Source organism: Streptomyces sp. CB01580 (assembly GCF_001905795.1).
Taxonomy (GTDB): Bacteria; Actinomycetota; Actinomycetes; order Streptomycetales; family Streptomycetaceae; genus Streptomyces.
Genome location: NZ_LIXJ01000010.1, coordinates 72,936 through 88,530, shown reverse-complemented (window position 1 = coordinate 88,530; position 15,595 = coordinate 72,936). Strand labels below are relative to the sequence as shown.

The window sequence follows — 15,595 nt, the reverse complement described above, 5'->3', positions numbered from 1 at the left end:
CGTACTCCTCATGAGCATCAAGAAGACCTCCCTGTACGGCGGAGCGACCGCTGCCGCCCTCGCCCTGACCCTCACGGCCTGCGGTGGCGCCACCGGCGGCTCGTCCGGGGGCGGCAGCGGCAAGGACGCCACCATCGACATCGGTTCGCTCTACGAGCCGCAGAACCTCGACAACACCGGGGGCGGCGGCCAGGGCGTCACCGAGGCGCTCAACGGCAACGTCTACGAGGGGCTGTTCAGGCTCACCGACGACGGCAAGGTCGAAAAGCTCCTCGCGCAGGACCACAAGGTCTCCGCCGACGGCCTCACGTACACCTTCACCCTGCGCGACGGCGTGACGTTCCACAGCGGCAAGAAGCTCACCAGCCAGGACGTCAAGTACAGCCTGGAGAAGGTGATCGCGAAGGACTCGCAGTCCGCGCGCAAGAGCAACCTCGAGGTCATCAAGTCCGTCGGGACGCCCGACGCCCGCACGGTCGTGGTCGGGCTGTCGAAGAAGTCGATCTCCTTCGTCTACAACCTCTCCTACGTCTGGATCATCAACTCCCAGGCCAAGGACCTCAGGACGAGCGAGGACGGCACCGGCCCGTACACGCTGGACAAGTGGACCCGCGGCTCCGCCCTCGCCATGAACCGCTTCGCCGGCTACTGGGGCGACGCGGCAGCCAACAAGCGGGTCGTCTTCCACTACTACAAGGACGCCACCGCGCTGAACAACGCGCTGCTGACCAACGCGGTGGACGTCGTCACGAGCGAGCAGTCGCCCGACGCCCTCGACCAGTTCAAGAACAACCCGAACTACAAGGTGAACGACGGGAATTCGACGACCAAGCTGCTGCTCGCCTTCAACGACAGGGCCAAGCCGTTCACCGACGTCAAGGTGCGCCGGGCCGTCTCCGCCGCCATCGACGACGAGAAGCTGCTGAAGTCCGTGTGGGGCGGCTACGGCAAGCCCATCGGCTCGATGGTGCCGCCCACCGACCCCTGGTACGAGGACCTCACCGACGTCAACGCGTACGACACCGCGCGCGCCAAGAAGCTGCTCGCCGAGGCCGGATACGCGAAGGGCTTCTCCTTCACGCTCGACACCCCGAACTACGACCCGCACCCGACCGCCGCGACCTTCATCAAGTCCGAACTCGCCAAGGTCGGCATCACCGTCAGGATCAACACGATCACGCCGGACGAGTGGTACACGAAGGTCTACAAGAACCACGACTTCACGGCCACGCTCCAGGAGCACGTCAACGACCGCGACCTGGTCTGGTACGGCAACCCCGACTTCTACTGGGGCTACGACGACGAGCAGGTCACCCGGTGGGTCGAGGAGGCCGAGCAGGCATCCAGCACCGCCGAGCAGACCGAGCTCCTGAAGAAGGTCAACCGCAAGACCGCCGAGGACGCGGCCAGCGACTGGCTGTACCTGTACCCGCAGATCGTGGTGGCGGGCAGCAAGATCTCCGGATACCCGGTCAACGGCCTGAACTCCCAGTTCTTCGCCTACGACATCAAGAAGGGCTGATGGGCCGCTACCTGCTGCGCCGTCTCGCCTTCCTGCTGGTCTCGCTGGCCCTGGCGAGCGTGGTGCTGTTCGTGCTGCTGCGGATGCTGCCGGGCGACCCCGCCAACGCGCTCACCGCCGTGGGCGCCGACGCGGAGCAGATCGCCGCGGCCCGGCACGCCATCGGGTCCGACCGGCCGCTGCCCGAGCAGTTCACGCACTGGATCGGGCAGCTGGCGAGCGGCGACCTCGGCGCGTCGTTCGTCAGCTCGCTGCCCGTCGGTCCCGAGATCGGCTCCCGGCTGAACATCACGGTCCCGCTGACGCTGGCGTCGTTCGTGCTGGCGGTGCTCATCGCGGTGCCGGTCGGCTTCGTGGCCGCGCACCGGCGGCGGACCTGGTACGGCGCTCTGCTCAACGGGGTGTCCCAACTGGGCATCGCCGTCCCGGTGTTCTGGCTCGGCATGATCCTCATCGCCGTCTTCGCGCTGAACGCCGGCTGGCTGCCGGCGGGCGGCTTCCCGCAGGAGGGCTGGTCGCAGCCGGCCGAGGCGGTTCGCTCGCTCACGCTGCCCGTCGTCACCATCGCGCTGGTCATGAGCGCCTCGCTGATCCGCTACGTCAGGTCGGCCGTGCTCGACGTGCTGGGCAGCGACTACCTGCGCACCGCACGGGCCATGGGCGCCTCGTTCGGGCAGGCGATGTGGCGGCACGGGCTGCGCAACGCCTCGGTCCCGGTGATCTCGATCCTCGGCATCGAGCTGGCGTCCACCCTGCTGGGCGCGGTGGTCGTGGAGTCCGTGTACGCGCTCCCCGGCCTCGGCTCCCTGCTCGCGACCGGCATCGCACAGCACGACTATCCGGTGATCCAGGGCGTGCTGTTCGTCTCCACCCTCGCGGTGCTGGTCATCGGATTCGTGGCCGACCTCGTCCAGCGGATCGTCGACCCCCGACTGCGCGGCAGGCTCTCCGGAGGTGCCCGATGACTTCCCCGGTCCCGACGAAACACACGGCGGCGGCCCCGGCGGGGGCCGCCGAGGGCGAGCGGCGCGGGCGGCGCTCGTACACGCTGGTGACCGGCTGCGTCCTGGCCGGGCTGATCGCCGCCGTCGCGCTGGTCTCGCTGTTCTGGCTCCCGTACGCCGCCGACGACACGTCCGGCGGACGGCTCGCGGGCCCCGGTGCGGGGCATCCGCTCGGCACCGACAAGCTGGGCCGTGATCTGCTCACCCAGCTGATGACCGGTTCCCGCATCGCCTTCGAGGCCGGGCTGGGCTCGGTGCTCATCGCCGCCGCACTCGGCGGCACGCTGGGCGTGCTGGCCGCGTTCGCGCAGGGCTGGCTCGACGACACGGTCTCCGCGTTCCTCGACATCCTGATCGCCTTCCCGACGCTGCTGCTGGCGATGCTGATCGTCGCCGCCCGCTCGGCCACCCTGGGGTCCGCCGTGCTGGCGATCGGCCTCGCGCAGAGCGCGGTCGTGGCACGGCTGGTGCGGATCCTGGTCAAGCGGGTCCTGGCGCGGGACTACATCACGGCGGCGCGCACCTCGGGCACCTCGTGGCCGCGCATCGTGACCGGGCACGTGCTGCCCAACATCTGGCCGACGCTCGTGGTGAACCTCGCCCTGCAGTTCGGGCTCGCGGTACTGGCCGAGGCCGGGCTGTCGTACCTGGGCCTGGGCGCGCCGCCGCCCAACGCCTCGTGGGGCCGCATGCTCCAGGAGGCGCAGGCCACCTTCACCACGGCCCCGGCGGGCGCGCTGGCACCGGGCATCCTGCTCGTGCTGCTCGTCATCGGCGTGAACCTCGTCGCCGACGGGCTGCGCGACACCCTCGACCCCGCGACCCGGCGGAGGCGCTCGTGACCATCCTCGACGTACACGACCTCACGATCCGCACGGCGCGGGGGCGGACCCTCGTCGACGGCCTCTCGCTGACCATGGGCCGGGGTGAACGCCTCGGTCTCATCGGGGAGTCGGGCTCCGGGAAGTCGCTGACCACCCTCGCCGTGCTCGGCCTGCTGCCGGACGGCATGACGGCCACCGGAAGCGTCGAGCTGGCCGGTACGCAGATCGTGGGCGCGAGCGAGAAGCGGCTCACGGGCGTGCGCGGCCGGGACGCCTCCGTCGTCTTCCAGGAGCCGCTCACCGCACTCGACCCCCTGATGCGGGTCGGCCGGCAGATCGCCGAACCGCTCGGCAGGCGGCGGGGGCTGAAGGGCGCCGGGCTGAGGCGGGCCGTCGTGGAGGCCCTGGAACAGGTGCGGCTGCCCGAGCCGGACCGGATCGCCCGCGCCTTCCCGCACGAGATCTCCGGCGGCCAGCGCCAGCGTGTCGCGCTCGCCATGGCGCTGGCCTGCGATCCGCAGCTGCTCATCGCGGACGAGCCGACCACCGCGCTCGACGTCACCGTGCAGTCCGACATGCTCGACCTGCTTGACACCCTGGTACGGGACCGGGGCATGGCGGTCCTGTTCGTCAGTCACGATCTCGCGGTCGTCTCGAAGGTCGCCGATCGCGTGCTGGTCCTCAAGGACGGGCGGGCCGTGGAGGAGGGCGACGTCCACGAGATCGTGAGCGCCCCGCGCGAGGAGTACACCAGGGCACTGGTGGCGAGCGCCCGCCGGCTGGAATCGGCGCTGGACCTGAGGAGCACGCGATGACGCCCGTACTGGAGCTGGAGAAGGTCTCCTTCGGATACCGGGGACACGGCGCGCCCGTCGTCGAGGACATCTCCCTCGCCGTCGGTTCCGGACAGTCCCTCGCCCTCGTCGGGGAGTCGGGCGCGGGCAAGACCACACTGCTGCGGCTGCTGCTCGGGCTGGCCCGGCCGTCCTCGGGCGCCGTCCGGTTCGACGGCGAGGAGCTGAGGCCGCGCGACGGGGCGCAGATGCGGCGGTTCCGGCGCGGTGTGCAGTGCGTCTTCCAGGACCCGTACTCGTCGCTGAACCCGCGTCGGCGCATCGGCGCGATCGTGTCCGAGCCCCTGCGCTCCCTGGGCATCGACAGCCGGGCCGGCGCCGTGCCCAAGGTCGCCGAGGCCCTGGAGCGGGTCGGTCTCCCGGCCGACGCGGCGGGGCGCTATCCGCACGAGTTCTCCGGCGGCCAGCGCCAACGCATCGCGATCGCCCGCGCGACGGTGTGCGATCCGCGGGTGCTGCTCGCCGACGAGCCGGTCAGCGCGCTCGACGTCACCACGCGCGTCAAGGTCGTCGATCTGCTCAAGGAGCTGAAGGAGGAGCGCGGCCTGACGCTGGTCATGGTCTCGCACGACCTGTCGGTGGTCGCCTCGCTCTGCGAGCGCACCGCGGTCCTGGAGCGCGGTGCGCTCGTCGAGCAGGGCGACACCGTGCAGGTGCTGGGCGCCCCGGCGCACCCGTACACGCGCCGCCTCGTCGAGAGCGTGCCGCGGCTGCCCGCCTGAACGGGGACTCAGTCCGTGTCGTGCGTGGGCGGGCCCGCGTCCTCGTACGGGACGGCGGGCCACTCGCGGCGGCCCTCGTCGTGCCAGAGCGGTCGCCGGTCGACGCGCAGGCCGAGGATCTCCGGTCGCGCGTAGTGGCCGCGCGAGTCGACCCAGACCTTGACGGCGTCGATGTCGGCGAGGTCGATCGCGGCGGCGACGAGCTTTTCCTCCGGGCCGGTGTGCGGGCCCGCCAGGTACTGGTTGAAGGGGTGGATCACGGCCGACCAGCCGCCGCCCCCGGTGATGTGCTTCTGCGGTCCGACGGTGTCCGCCATCCAGCGCAGGCACGTCTCGTCGACGGGGTTGCCCGCGGCGACGACGAAGGACTGGGCGGTGAGCGCGTGCGTCTTCATCATGGCGTCGATCTGGATGTCGGCGACGGCCTCGAAGCCCGCCATGGTGGACAGACCGGGCCAGGCCGCCGCGTGGATCTCCTGGCCCTGGACGACGAGGGCCTGCCGGGCCAGGTTCATGGTGTGCTCCCAGCAGACCAGACCGCCGATCCGGCCCAGGGAGCTGTCGAACACGCCGAGCGTCGAGCCGCCGCCCTGGGCCCACACCATCCGTTCGGCGTAGGTGGGCTGGAGCTTGCGGTGCACGCCGAGCAGGGTGCCGTCGGGGTCGATGAAGACCTGGCTGTTGAAACAGGTGCGGGTGCCCGCGAGCCGTTCGCTGACGCCGAGGACCGTACCGACCCCGGCACGGCGGCAGGCGGACCGGACCCGGTCGATCCCCGGGCCTGGCACCTCGACGGACGCCTCGGCGTAGGCGGCGTTGGCGGCCTGCTGGTCCAGCGGGGCGTACGCCTCGATCCAGTACGGGTAGCCCGGCACGAAGGTCTCGGGGAACACCAGCAGGTCGATGCCCTCCCGGCCGGCCCGTTCGACGAGGCCGACGACCTTGTCGAGGGTCGCCTCGGTGTCCATGAACACGGGCGCGGCATGCACGGCGGCGACGGTTCGTTTTCTGGGAACGGGGGACGGCACGAGGCCCCTCCTCGAAGACGGTGACGCACCGCGGGACCGGCGACCCGGACGGCCGCCGAAACCTCTGGGGCGGCGCCGGGACGCGTCGGACCCGGGTGCGTGGGCGGGTCGGTCGGTGGCAGTGTGCCATCGATCACCGCCGCGTGTGCCGGTACCGGCACGACCGGCTCGTCAGCCGCCCCACCGCCAGTACTGTTCGGGGCGGGCCGGCCCGGAGCAGCCGGTGCGGACCAGCCGGGGGTCGAGGCGGTCCCGGCTGTCCCAGCGGGCGGGCAGTTCACGGTCGTCCTGGTACAGGCAGCGGTGGTCGGCGGCGCTCTCGATCCGCCATGCCGCGCGTTTCCATGTCGTGCTCCGCCACGGCACCCGGGTCCATGCCTGGTCCGCGGCGCCGCCCCGGCAGGGTTCGAGCGCGGCCCCCGCACCGACGGCCGTGAGGCAGGAGTGCGGCTCGCCCCACAGGCCGACGGTGCCGTCGCTCCGCATCCGCCAGCGCTGGGCCGGGGATCCGTCGCACGCGCGGATGCGGACCTCCCGGGACTTCGCCGGCGTGCCCGCCGCGTCGAGGCACCGGGCCGGGTCGGGACCGGCGGCGTACGTGGTCCGTCCGATGTCCCCGAGGACCTCGCCGGGCCCCGGAGAGCGGTGCGTCTGCGGGTACTGCCGACGGATCCACAGGTTCCAGTCCTCCTGGAGCGGACCGTGGTAGGGCGGCACCTCGGCGCAGGCGCCGGTGGCGCGGCACCGGCGCCGGGCGACGTACCAGCGCACCACCCGCTCCTTCTCCGCGGCCTGTGCGGGCGTCAGGTCCGCGTCCAGCGCCGACATCCGGTAGCCGAGGTACGAGGTGACGGGGATCCCGAGGGCGTAGCCCACTCTCCTGAAGTACCGGGCGGTGATGCCGTGGTCGCTGTGGTCGACGCCGCCGCCGAGACCGAACGCGAAGGACGCGTTGTCGTGGTCCATGGTCAGGATCCGTTCCGCGCGGTCCGTCCCGGCCAGGGCGCGGAGCGTGGCGACGAGCCGTTCCTCGGTGTAGGCCGGGCCGTCCGGGAACCCGCGGACGCTGTGCCTGCTCCCGTCGAAGAGCCTGAGCACGCTGTCGGGCTCCTCGCCATGCGGAAGCCCGTCGTGGAGATCGAGGAAGGTGAGCCGGATGCCTGCGCCGACCGGCCGGCCGGCCAGCAGGAACGAACGGACGCGGAGGCCGCCGGTCCGTACGTCGGACCGCTTCCAGCCGTCGGCGGCCCCGGCCATGGACGCGTAGGCGGCCCGTACCCCGTACTCCCTGCGGTCCACGTACTCCAGCGCCCGCGTACGGTCGCGGACGGCGTCGTCCCCGGCGGTCAGGTACACGGTGTGGACCGGGCATCTCGCCCGGATCGTCCGCGCGATGTCCGGGTTCAGGAAGAACAGGTCGTCGTCGGGGTGCGCCACGCCCACCAGGGTGCGCCGGCACCGGAGCGGCTCCGTCTGCGGCGCGGCCGCCGTGCCGGGGCCGGGGGTCGGGGCGGGCGCGGCGGCGGGGCCGAGCAGGGCGCAGAGCACCGCGGCCGCCGCGAGCGTGCGGCGGACGAGGCGGTGGCCGCCCCGGCCGTCCCGGGTGTTCTCGCGCGCGTGGTGGTCCATCTGCGGATGATCACCGGGCGGCTGCCCGGAGCCAACCGACCCGCCGCACGGCACACCCGGTCGGCGGGTCGGACGTGGTGCGCGGGGGCCCGGCGAAAGGGCCGGGGCCCCGGCGGGATGCCGTGGTCAGGGCCGGGCGGTGGGCTCGAACCAGGTGGGTTCGTCGGTCAGCGCCTGCTTGATCCTGAACCGCGAGAACTCGTTCAGCGGCGGCAGCGCGTCCACCGGGTACCAGCCCACCTCCAGCGACTCGTCGTCGTTCACCCGTGCCTCGCCGCCCGTCGCCCGGCAGCGGAACGTGACGTCGAGGTACTGGCAGTGGTCCCCGTTGGCGTACTCGACCGGTTCGAGGGCCTGTGTGAGCACCACCCGCTCCGCCACGCAGTGCACGGCGGTCTCCTCGTACACCTCGCGCTCGGCCGTCGCCGCGGGCTGCTCGCCCGGCTCGCAGATGCCCCCGATCAGGGCCCATCGGCCGGTGTCGGAGCGCCGCCCGAGCAGCACTCTGCCCTCGTCGTCGAGGACCACGGCGGTCACCCCCGGCAGCAGGAGCAACTGATGGCCCGCGGTGGCGCGGATCCGGCGGATGAAGTCAGGAGTACCCATGGCTCGACCCTAGACGGTGTCGCGTCCCGCCCGGCGGAGCCGTACCGCGCGGACGACGGTCCGGCCGAGCCCCGCCGCGGCGATCAGCGCGAGCACTGCTTCCGGAAGCACGCCCAGGCGGGTGGCGGGCGTCTGCGAGGACCGCAGCGGCACCTCGTCGACGAGCGCGGCCGGGGTGAACAGCTTCGTCCGCTGGACGACGGTGCCGTCGGGACGGATGATCGCGCTGACCCCGCTGGTGACGGGGACGACGACGGACCTGCTGTGCTCGACCGCCCGGACCCGGGACATGGCGAGCTGCTGGTAGGTCATCTCGCTGCGCCCGAAGGTGGCGTTGTTGCTGGGGACGGCGATCAGCCGGGCGCCGTGGTCGACGGTGTCCCGCACCGCGTCGTCGAACGCGGCCTCGTAGCAGGTCACCAGCCCGACGGGGGTGCCGGACAGGTCGAAGACGCCGACCTTGCTCCCGGGGCCGAAGTCCCGCCGCACCCGGTCCACGTCGGAGCTGAAGAGGCGGGCGACGGAGCGCATCGGGATGTACTCGCCGAACGGCTGGATGTGGCGCTTGTCGTAGGTGGCGACGGGCCCCTTCCCCGGCTCCCACTGGATGAGGGTGTTGCGCAGTTTGCCCGTGTCGGGTGCGAGCACCGCACCGATCACGGTGGGCGCGCCGATCGCCTTCACCGCGTTGTCGATGACGTACCGGGCGTCCACGTTGAGGTACGGGTCGAGGTCGGAGGAGTTCTCCGGCCACAGCACGAAGTCGGGCCGGGGCGCCTTGCCCGCCTTCACGTCCCGGGCGAGCTGTTCGGTGCGGCGGGCGTGGTTGTCGAGGACGGCGCGGCGCTGGGCGTTGAAGTCGAGTCCGAGCCGGGGCACATTGCCCTGGATGGCGGCGACGGTGGCGGTGCCGTCCTCGGCCGAGTCGTCCACCAGCGGCCACGCGGCGAACGCGGCGGCGACGGGGGCGAGGACGCAGGCCGCCGTGGCGGCGACGGCACCCCGGGGGATCTCGCGCGTCTTCCGGTACGCGCGGAAGCGGCGCAGCGCCTCGTGGAGGCCGAAGCCGCACAGCACCACGGCGAAGGAGAGCAGCGGCGTGCCGCCCACCGCCGCGAGCGGCAGGAACACGCTGTCCGCCTGCCCGAAGGCGATCTTTCCCCAGGGGAAGCCGCCGAACGGCACCCGGGCCCGGATCCCCTCGTCCAGGGCCCAGACCGCCGCCGCCCACAGCGGCCAACAGGCGAGGCGGGAGACGGCGGAGATCCCGGCGCAGCCCACGGCGACGAACAGCGCCTCGGCCGCGGCGAGCGCCAGCCACGGCACCGGGCCCACCTCCTCGCCCGTCCAGTGCAGCAGCGGCAGCATGAACCCGAGCCCGGCGAGCAGACCGAGACCGAACCCGGCGCGCGGCCGGCGTCCGTGGAGCACCCAGCCGAGCAGCGCGAAGCCCGGCAGGACGAGCCACCACAGGGGCCGGGGCGGGAAGCTCAGGTACAGCAGTACGCCGGAGACGACGGCCGCCACGGACCGTACGAGGCCGGGGATCAGCCGTCCGCGCGGGGACGCGGGGGCGGGTGCGGGCTGCTGCGGGTCGTCGACCGACGTGATGGTGGCGCTCACCCGGCGGAGTCTACGGTCATCGGCTGTGCGCCCGTCAGTCCCGTCCGGTCGGCACCGGCTCCGGGGCGCCGCCTCCCCCGCCGCGTGCCCGGTCAGCCTCCGGTCGCCGCGCCCGTCCTCGGCAGGCGCAGCCGTTCGCGGATGAACCGCACGCCCGTCTCCGCGTCGTCGACGGTGATGGTGAACGTCCGGCCGTCGCCGAGCCGGAGCACCAGGCCCTCGCCCCTGCGGACCACGACGGCGGTGCCCTGCTCGGGGCGCCAGCGGTAGCCCCAGCCGCCCCACTGCCGGGGGGTGACCCGGGGTGCGAACTCCGCGCCCACCACATGGGTCAGCAGGATCCGGCGGCGCGGCAGGCCCATGTGGCCGCAGCGCACCTCCAGGGCGTCGCCGTCGACCCTGACGGCCACGTTCACGAAGGCGAGGGTGCCGAAGAGCATGAGCAGTCCGACGGCCACGCAGCCGATCACGGACATCAGCAGCGGGGCGCGCCCGGTGGCCCAGTCGGAGGTGACGGCCAGTTGGACGCCGAGCGCCAGGCAGGCGGCGCCCGCGGCGGCCAGCACCCACTGGACCCGGTTGGTGGCCCGGCCGACCCAGACGTCGGAGTCGGGCTCGGACCCGGCGTGCCTCGGTTCTCGGGGGTGGTCCCTCATGTCAAGCAGCGTACTCAGGGGACCGCATGCCGGGGACGCCTCCGAGGGCCCGGATCCGGGTCAGCGGGCGGAGGTGACGGCCCCCAGCAGCCGCCCCTCGGCGTAGGCCAGGGCGGCCCGCGGCAGGTCGCCGGGGTGTCCTCCGAGGAGGACGGTGAGAGCGCCGGCCGGTTGGGCCGACGGAGCGGGTGCGACCCCGATACGGCGCAGTGCCTGGGCCGCGACGGCACCGGCGGACCCGTGCAGCGCGACGGGGGGCAGGCCGCGCTCCCGCAGGGCGGCGCGGATGCGTTCGGCGACCAGTTCGTAGTGGGTGCAGCCGAGGACCACGGCGCGGGCCTCACGCGGGGTGAGCGCGGCGGCCGCGGCGACGGCGCGGTCGACGGCCGCCTCGTCCGCGTGTTCCACGGCGTCGGCGAGCCCGGGGCACGGGATCTCGGTGACGTCGACGCAGTCCGCGAATTCCCGGATGAGTCCGCGCTGGTAGGAGCTGCCGGTGGTGGCGGGGGTGGCCCAGATCGCGACGGGGCCGCCGCTCGCGGCGGACGGCTTGATGGCGGGGACGGTGCCGATGACCGGCAGCCCGGGTTCCAGTTCGGTGCGCAGGGTCGGCAGGGCGTGCACGGAGGCCGTGTTGCAGGCGACGATCAGCGCGTCCGGCCGCTGGGCGGCGGCGGCGCGGGCCACGTCCAGCGCACGGGCGGTGAGGTCCTCGGGCGTACGCGGGCCCCAGGGCATGCCGCCGGGATCGCAGGAGAGCACGAGATCGGCGTCGGGTCTCAGCCTGCGTACCGCCCCGGCTGCCGCGAGGAGGCCGATTCCCGAGTCCATGAGCGCGATCTTCACCCGGTCACCATAGTCGACCGCCCTTGCGATTCCTCCGCAGTGGGGCAGACTGCGGCGAATGAGTGCCGTTGCCTGGATCGCCATGGGTTCGCTGGCCGCGTGGGTGTGGTTGCTGCTGGGACAAGGGTTCTTCTGGCGCACCGATCAGCGGATGCCGGTCCGCCGGGCCCCGGAGCGCTGGCCCTCGGTCGCGATCGTCGTGCCCGCACGTGACGAAGCAGACATGTTACCCGTGAGTCTGCCGTCGTTGCTGACGCAGGACTATCCGGGTGTCGCGGAGGTCTTCGTCGTCGACGACTGCAGCGAGGACGGGACCGGTGACGTCGCCCGCGCGCTGTCCGTGCGGTACGGGGGGCTGCCGGTGACGGTGGCGTCGCCCGGCGAGCCGGAGCCGGGCTGGACCGGCAAGCTCTGGGCGGTGCGGCACGGGATGGCGCTGGCCCGCGCCCGGCGGCCGGAGTACCTGCTGCTGACGGACGCCGACATCGCGCACGAACCGGACAGCCTGCGGGAGCTGGTCTCCGCCGCCGTGTCGGGCGGCTTCGACCTGGTCTCGCAGATGGCCCGGCTGCGGGTGTCGAGCGTCTGGGAGCGCCTGGTCGTGCCCGCCTTCGTGTACTTCTTCTCGCAGCTCTACCCGTTCCGGTGGGTGAACCGGGCGGGGGCGCGCACCGCGGCGGCGGCGGGCGGGTGCGTGCTGCTGCGGACAAAGGCCGCGGACCGGGCCCGGGTGCCGGAGTCGATCCGGCAGGCGGTGATCGACGACGTGTCACTGGCGCGGGCGGTGCGGCGCGGCGGCGGGCGGATCTGGCTGGGGCTCGCGGAGCGGGTGGACAGCGTGCGGCCGTACCCGCGGCTGGCCGATCTGTGGCGGATGGTGTCGCGGAGCGCGTACACCCAGCTGCGGCACAGTCCGGTGCTGCTCCTCGGGACGGTGCTGGGGCTGGCGCTGGTGTACCTGGCGCCGCCGGTCGCGCTCGTCGCCGGGCTGCTGGGCGGCGACCCGGTGGCGGCGTGGGCGGGCGGCGCGGCGTGGGCCGTGATGACGGGGACGTATCTGCCGATGCTGCGCTACTACCGGCAGTCGCCGTGGTCCGCGCCGCTGCTGCCGTTCACCGCCCTGCTGTACCTGCTGATGACGGTCGACTCGGCGGTGCGGCACCACCGGGGCCGGGGCGCGGCCTGGAAGGGGCGTACGTACGCCCGTCCCGAGGCCGCGCCGGACCGGTGAGCGGAGCCGGTCATGGGCCGATGGCATCGGTCCCGTCCGGACGTCCGGGAGGTCATTTGCGGCCGGGCGTCCAGTTCATTCCCCACCCGTAGGCGTAGTCGATAGTGCGCTGCGGGCTGACTCCGCGCTGGGGCACGAGGTAGCGGGCCTCACGCTGCACGGTGAGGTCTCCCCCGTCGTTGGTGAGGAGGGCGAGGGCGCAGACGGTGGACGGGACGGTGCATTCGTCGAGGGAGAAGTCGATCGGGGCACCGTGCTGGGGCTGGAGGGTGACGGTCGCGTGGAGGTCGGCGAAGCTCCGGGCGCCCTCGTAGATGGTGACGAAGATCAGGACGCGGCGGAACCTGTCCTTCTGGTCGAGGTTGACGGTGAGGTTCTCGCCGGTGGCGACGGCGCCGGTGCGGTCGTCGCCGTCGAGGTGGATGTACGGGGGCTGCCGGAGCGCTCCGAACGCGTTCCCGAGCGCCTGCACGACTCCCTTGCGGCCGTCGGTGAGTTCGTACAGGGCGCACAGGTCGAGATCGAGATCCGCGTGGTGGGCGACCGCCCTGCCGAGTTTGCTTCCCCAGCCCGTGAACTGTTTGCGGACTTCCCAGTTGAGATTGACGCGGAGGAGTCCGGAAGTTCCGCCCTGTTTGGCGAGAGAGACCGACGGCGCCTGTTTGGTGAGCGTGACCTTCGTCAGCCGGACGGGGGCGGGAGCGGAAGGGGCCGGAGGCGTTGCCGGCGGGGCCGGCGGAACCGGCGGGATCGGGGGCACTCGGTCCACCCGCGTTGTCTGTTGGGGTTGTTGAGGCGATTGCGGTTGGGGATACGCCTGGGGACGCTGGGGTTCATCGACGGAAATTCCGAAGTCCGTCGCCAGGCCCTCCAGACCGGTGGCGTAACCCTGGCCGACTGCGCGGAATTTCCAGTTGCCCTGACGCCGGTACAGTTCGCCGAGGATGAACGCGGTCTCGACGGTGGCGTCCGTGCTGTCGAAGCGGGCGATCTCCGATCCGTCCGCCGCATCCGTGATCCGTATGTACAGTCCCGCCACCCGGCCGAAGGTGCCGCCGTCCGCGGAGGCCGCCAGGACCACGCGCTCGATGGCCGGCTCGACACGCGCCAGGTCGACGGCGAGGTTGTCCGTCGCCCCGTCACCGGTGGTCCTCCGGCCCTCGTGGCGTACTGCGCCGGAGGCGTGGGCGGGCTGGTTGTAAAAGACGAAGTCGGCGTCGTCGCGCACCTTTCCCGATACGAGCAGGAGTGCCGATCCGTCCACGTCCGGCGTCCCTGGAGATGCGCGCCACCCCAATTCGACCCGTACGGATCGGGCCGGCACCGGAACATTGGCGCCTTTTAGCATGGTCATGATCGCCCCCATCGCGAGTCCGGCTGACCGAAGGCCATTCTCCGCCAACCTAATGCCCCGTCGGCCGCGGATCGCGCATCGGTGCGCAAGGAGTCCGGAGATCTGCCGTTCATGCCCGGCAAGACGTCCGGTGATCAGCCGTTCATCCACCAGAAACTGACGTCTTTACACGAACCCAACACACTTTGGTGCCCCTTTTTCCCAAGTTCGCTCGGATTGGGGAACGAGGTTCCCCCACACCACGCAAAACAACCCTCTTGTCGGACTCCCCAACCGCCTCGTCGTGGGCTTAACTTAGGTGGCATGACGTCCCCCCGCTCCACCTACGGCAGCGGCTACTACGCTGCGTCGTCGTTCCCCGACACTCCGATCTACGACTCCCTGGTCGCGGAGCGGGGCACCCCTCAGATCGCTCCGATCCGAGTGCCTGCCGCCTATGACACCGGCAGCAGCAATCTGCCGGCCCTCCCGGCGGCGCTGCCCGCTCTCCCGGCGGCACCCTCCCAGCCCGCGCCGTCGTACGGCTACCAGCAGCCGCCCCAGCAGGGATTCGCGCCGACGCAGCCCCCGCAGCTGCAGAACGCCCCGGCGCCGTACATCCCGCAGCAGCCGGGCGCGGCCCGCGGCGGGTACCCGGCGCCCCATCCGCCGCAGCAGCAGCGGCCCGCGCCCGCCACCGGGTACGAGGCGATGCGCCCGGCGTCACCGCGCCCCGCCCCGGCGCCCTCCCCGTACGAGGACCCGTACAACCGTCCCTACCCGGGCCGGGGGTACTGAGTCCGACCGTACCGAGCGGGAGTCGCGCAAGGTCGCACCGAGGTCGTCGTCGAGCCATGGGGACTCGCCGACGACCTCGTCGTTCCCGGGGCGGGCGGATCTCGCCGACGGCCCACTCGCCCGCTCCCGATGTGCCGCCGCCCCCGTTCCCCCGGGAACCCGCGCGCACGGTCGGCGCGTCGACCGCGCTGCGGGTGGCGTCGCTCTCCCCTCACCGCTTCAAAACGCGAGGCGTGCCGCATCGGGCCACGACGGACACGGAAGGGGGTGCGGAACCGTGCGAGCGGCAGCGGGAGTGTGGCGTTGGCGGCGCAGTCCCCTGTGCCGCGCCACCGACCGGCGCGAGGCGTGGGTGGCCCTGGCCGCCCTCCTCCTCATGACGCTGGTGGCACCGGCCCTGGGCGGGGTGTGCGGGGTGCTCACGGACGAGAGCCTGCAGGGCTCGGCGCGCGCCGAGCGGGCGGAACGACGCGCCACGACGGCGGTCGTGCTCGGCCCGGCATCGGCGTCGTCCCGCGTCGTCGCCGATCCCGAGGGGGTGTCGGACCGCACCGCACGGACCTCGGTGGTGGTGCGATGGCGGGCACCCGACGGCACGGAACGGCGCGGCACGGTGGCCGCGCCGCCCGGGAGGGCCGCCCCCGGGACCGGGGTGAGGATCTGGACGGACCGCGCGGGCCGCGTCGTGGCGCGTCCCATGGACGTCCCGACGGCCCGTGCGCACGCGGTGCTGGCCGGTCTCGGGGCGGCGATGCTCGCCGCCGGTCTGATCGAGTGCGTCCGTCGCCTGATCGTCCGGCACATGGTCCGCGCACGGCACGCCCTCATCGACCGCACCTGGGCCGAGGCCGGTCCCGACTGGGGCAGGACCGGGACAGGGACCTGATCGGCGGGCCGATCGGGTCAACTCCCGCCCGCC

At 72.7% G+C, this 15,595-nt stretch carries 15 protein-coding genes; 8 read left to right on the top strand and 7 right to left on the bottom strand.

Annotated elements, in window-relative coordinates; translation table 11 throughout:
* The first annotated feature begins 10 nt into the window (after positions 1-10).
* Genes AMK22_RS16790 through AMK22_RS16770 form a run of 5 tightly spaced genes read left to right on the top strand, consistent with a single transcriptional unit; the run spans position 11 to position 4,926 of the window.
* Positions 11-1,522, top strand: a complete 1,512-nt coding sequence (locus tag AMK22_RS16790; RefSeq protein WP_073785804.1) for an ABC transporter substrate-binding protein — start codon at positions 11-13, stop codon at positions 1,520-1,522.
* Positions 1,522-2,487, top strand: coding sequence for an ABC transporter permease (locus AMK22_RS16785; RefSeq protein ID WP_073785803.1), 966 nt, complete (start codon positions 1,522-1,524; stop codon positions 2,485-2,487). Before AMK22_RS16790 ends, AMK22_RS16785 begins: the two co-directional genes overlap by 1 nt.
* Positions 2,484-3,368: an ABC transporter permease gene (locus AMK22_RS16780; RefSeq protein WP_073785802.1), complete on the top strand. Its 885-nt coding sequence runs from the start codon at positions 2,484-2,486 to the stop codon at positions 3,366-3,368. Before AMK22_RS16785 ends, AMK22_RS16780 begins: the two co-directional genes overlap by 4 nt.
* Positions 3,365-4,165 (top strand): ATP-binding cassette domain-containing protein, encoded by an 801-nt coding sequence (locus tag AMK22_RS16775; RefSeq protein WP_073785801.1) that lies wholly within the window; start codon positions 3,365-3,367, stop codon positions 4,163-4,165. Before AMK22_RS16780 ends, AMK22_RS16775 begins: the two co-directional genes overlap by 4 nt.
* A complete protein-coding gene (locus tag AMK22_RS16770; RefSeq protein WP_073785800.1) occupies positions 4,162-4,926 on the top strand; it encodes an ABC transporter ATP-binding protein in 765 nt (254 codons plus the stop codon). Before AMK22_RS16775 ends, AMK22_RS16770 begins: the two co-directional genes overlap by 4 nt.
* An 8-nt stretch (positions 4,927-4,934) precedes the next feature.
* Here AMK22_RS16770 and AMK22_RS16765 read toward each other — a convergent pair whose 3' ends face one another.
* The 6 genes from AMK22_RS16765 to AMK22_RS16740 form a co-directional block, all read right to left on the bottom strand.
* The gene (locus tag AMK22_RS16765) at positions 4,935-5,915 is read right to left on the bottom strand and encodes a carbon-nitrogen hydrolase family protein (protein WP_073785799.1); all 981 of its coding nucleotides are present in this window, start codon (positions 5,913-5,915) and stop codon (positions 4,935-4,937) included.
* Between the two features lie 210 nt (positions 5,916-6,125).
* On the bottom strand, positions 6,126-7,583 hold the full coding sequence (locus AMK22_RS16760; protein WP_073785798.1) for a PIG-L family deacetylase: 1,458 nt from the start codon (positions 7,581-7,583) through the stop codon (positions 6,126-6,128).
* A 126-nt stretch (positions 7,584-7,709) separates the two neighbouring features.
* Complete coding sequence (locus tag AMK22_RS16755) at positions 7,710-8,189, bottom strand: NUDIX hydrolase (protein ID WP_073785797.1); 480 nt, start codon at positions 8,187-8,189, stop codon at positions 7,710-7,712.
* Between the two features lie 9 nt (positions 8,190-8,198).
* Positions 8,199-9,812: an apolipoprotein N-acyltransferase gene (gene lnt / locus AMK22_RS16750; protein WP_073785796.1), complete on the bottom strand. Its 1,614-nt coding sequence runs from the start codon at positions 9,810-9,812 to the stop codon at positions 8,199-8,201.
* A gap of 92 nt (positions 9,813-9,904) precedes the next feature.
* Entirely contained in the window at positions 9,905-10,468 is a 564-nt protein-coding gene (locus AMK22_RS16745) for a hypothetical protein (protein ID WP_073785795.1), read from the bottom strand.
* Positions 10,469-10,528: 60 nt separating this feature from the next.
* A complete protein-coding gene (locus tag AMK22_RS16740; protein ID WP_242434005.1) occupies positions 10,529-11,314 on the bottom strand; it encodes a glutamate racemase in 786 nt (261 codons plus the stop codon).
* Positions 11,315-11,372: 58 nt separating this feature from the next.
* Between AMK22_RS16740 and AMK22_RS16735 the strand changes: the two genes are divergently transcribed.
* Positions 11,373-12,545 (top strand): glycosyltransferase, encoded by a 1,173-nt coding sequence (locus tag AMK22_RS16735; protein WP_073785794.1) that lies wholly within the window; start codon positions 11,373-11,375, stop codon positions 12,543-12,545.
* Positions 12,546-12,597: 52 nt separating this feature from the next.
* On the opposite strand, the gene AMK22_RS16730 is transcribed toward AMK22_RS16735, so the two are convergent.
* Positions 12,598-13,911 (bottom strand): TerD family protein, encoded by a 1,314-nt coding sequence (locus AMK22_RS16730; protein WP_073785792.1) that lies wholly within the window; start codon positions 13,909-13,911, stop codon positions 12,598-12,600.
* A gap of 291 nt (positions 13,912-14,202) precedes the next feature.
* Between AMK22_RS16730 and AMK22_RS16725 the strand changes: the two genes are divergently transcribed.
* Positions 14,203-14,676, top strand: coding sequence for a DUF6643 family protein (locus AMK22_RS16725; RefSeq protein WP_073785790.1), 474 nt, complete (start codon positions 14,203-14,205; stop codon positions 14,674-14,676).
* Positions 14,677-14,953: 277 nt separating this feature from the next.
* On the top strand, positions 14,954-15,562 hold the full coding sequence (locus AMK22_RS16720) for an Rv1733c family protein (protein ID WP_073785788.1): 609 nt from the start codon (positions 14,954-14,956) through the stop codon (positions 15,560-15,562).
* Positions 15,563-15,595: the final 33 nt, after the last annotated feature.